This is a genomic window from Kitasatospora sp. NPDC093806 (assembly GCF_040683335.1).
In the GTDB taxonomy this organism is placed as follows: Bacteria; Actinomycetota; Actinomycetes; order Streptomycetales; family Streptomycetaceae; genus Kitasatospora.
Map to the genome: position 1 here is coordinate 1 of NZ_JBFBDO010000247.1, position 2416 is coordinate 2416.

Consider the following 2416-nt stretch of genomic DNA (forward strand, 5'->3'; position numbering starts at 1 on the left):
CCGGCGGCGGCGACCGCGCGCCGGCCGCCCGGGCCGACCAGCCCGCGCAGCAGCGGCGGCACCGCGCCGGCCTGGAAGGCGGTGCGAGCAGCCCCGAGGTCGAGCTTCATCGCCACCAGCAGCGCCCGGTCGGCGGGCAGGGCCGCGCTGAACAGGGCCACGCCGTCGGCGTCGGACAGCGGGCTCACCCCGGAGCGCCGCAGCCGGGTCAGGTCGGTGGCGTCGAGGTGGCCGGTCATGCCGCTGGCCTGCGCCCAGAGGCCCCAGGCGATCGACAGGCCGGGCAGACCCTCGGCGCGGCGGCGGCCGGCGAGCGCGTCGAGGAAGGCGTTGGCGGCGGCGTAGTTGCCCTGGCCGGGGCCGCCGAGGACGGCGGCCGAGGAGGAGAACAGGACGAACGCGTCGAGGTCCGCTTCCCGGGTCAGCTCGTGCAGGTGCCAGGCGGCGTCCACCTTGGGGCGGAGCACGGCCGCGACCTGGTCCGGGGTCAGCGAGGCGATCACCGCGTCGTCCAGCACGCCCGCGGCGTGCACGACGCCGGTGAGCGGGTGCTCGGCCGGGACGGCGGCGAGGACCCGCGCGAGGTCCGCGCGGTCGGCCGTGTCGCAGGCGGTGACCGTCACCCGGGCGCCCAACTCCTCCAGCTCGGCGGTGAGTTCGGCCGCTCCCGGGGCCTGCGGGCCGCGCCGGCCGAGCAGCAGCAGGTGCCGCACGCCGTGCTCGGTGACCAGCTGCCGGGCCACCAGCGCGCCCAGCACGCCGGTGCCGCCGGTGATCAGCACGGTGCCGTCGGGCTTCGTCGCGCTCCCGTCCGGGGCCGCCCCGGCGGGCATGGTGAGCACCACCTTGCCGACGTGCCGGGCCTGGCCCATGAAGCGGAACGCGTCCAGCGCCTGCCGCACGTCCCAGGTGCGGGCCGGGACCGGCCGGAGCACCCCGCGCTCGAACAGCGGCATCAGGGCGGCCATCATCCGGCCGATCCGGTCGTAGCCGGCCTCGATCAGGTCGAACCAGAGGTACGACCGGCCGGGGTGGGCGGCGACCACCTCGGCCGTGTCGCGGATGTCGGTCTTGCCCATCTCCACGAACCGCCCGCCGTCCGCCAGCAGCCGCAGCGAGGCGTCGACGAAGTCCTTGGCGAGCGAGTTGAGGACCACGTCCACCCCCCGCCCACCGGTCGCCGCGCGGACCTGCTCTTCGAAGTCGAGCGAGCGGGAGGAGGCGATCCGCTTGTCCGGGACGCCGAGTGCGCGCAGGGTGTCCCACTTGGCCGGGCCGGCCGTGGTGAACACCTCGGCGCCCAGGTGGCGGGCCAGCTGGAGCGCCGCCAGGCCGACGCCGCCGGTCGCCGAGTGGATCAGCACCGACTCGCCGGCGCCGAGCCCGGCCAGGTCGACCAGCCCGTAGTAGGCGGTCAGGAAGGCGATCGGCACCGAGGCGCCCTCGGTGAACGTCCAGCCCGCGGGCAGCGGGACGAGCAGCCGCTGGTCGACCGCGGCGACCGGCCCGAACGAGCCCGGCACCATGCCCATCACCCGGTCGCCCGGCGCGAACGAGGTGACGTCGGGCGCCGTCTCCAGCACCACACCGGCCGCCTCCCCGCCCATCACGTCCTGGTCGACCATGCCCAGGCCGAGCAGCACGTCGCGGAAGTTCATCCCGGCGGCGCGGACGGCCAGCCGGACCTGGCCGGGGCCAAGCGGCGCGACGGCGGCCGGGTGCGGGATCAGGGCGAGGTTCTCCAGGGTGCCCTTGGCGGTGGTGTCCAGCCGCCAGGCGGGCGCGTCCGCCGGCGGCTCCAGCAGCCGGCCGTCGGCCGCGCGGACCAGCCGCGGCGCGAACAGGACGCCCTCGCGGAGGGCGAGTTGGGGCTCACCGGCGGCGAGCGCGGCGGCCAGCGCCGCCGGCAGCCCGGTCGGCCGGTCGTCCAGGTCGAGCAGGACGAAGCGGTCCGGGTGCTCGCTCTGCGCGGACCGCAGCAGACCCCAGACCGGGGCGTGGACGAGGTCCCGCACGCACTCCCCGGGCGCGGCGGCCACCGCGCCCCTGGTCAGCACCACGAGCCGGGAGGCGGCGAACCGCTGGTCCGCCAGCCACTCCTGAAGGACCGTCAGTGCATGCTCCACGGCGTCGCGGACCGCGCCGGGGGTGTCGGTCGGCGACTCCGGTCCGGCGCAGGTCAGCAGGACGGCGTCGGGCACCGTCGCACCGGCCGCCACGGCCGCGGTGAGGTCGGCGAGATCGGGGTGCGTCCCGAACCGGAGCCCGCTGGGCAGGCCGAGGCGGTCGTCGCCGAGCAGCACCCAGCGCCCGGCGGGCGCCTCGGCGGCGGCCGGCAGCTCGGTCCAGTCCACGCCCAGCGGGCTCCGGTTCGGGACGCACCCCGATCTCGCCGACCTCACCGCGGCCGTGGCGG

1 protein-coding gene is annotated in these 2416 nt (G+C 77.3%); it reads right to left on the reverse strand.

Going from position 1 to position 2416, the window contains the following annotated elements; all coding sequences use genetic code 11:
- Positions 1-2354: SDR family NAD(P)-dependent oxidoreductase (locus tag AB0N76_RS39685; RefSeq protein WP_363565725.1), on the reverse strand; the 2354-nt coding region annotated here is incomplete at its 3' end.
- Between the last annotated feature and the right edge of the window lie 62 nt (positions 2355-2416).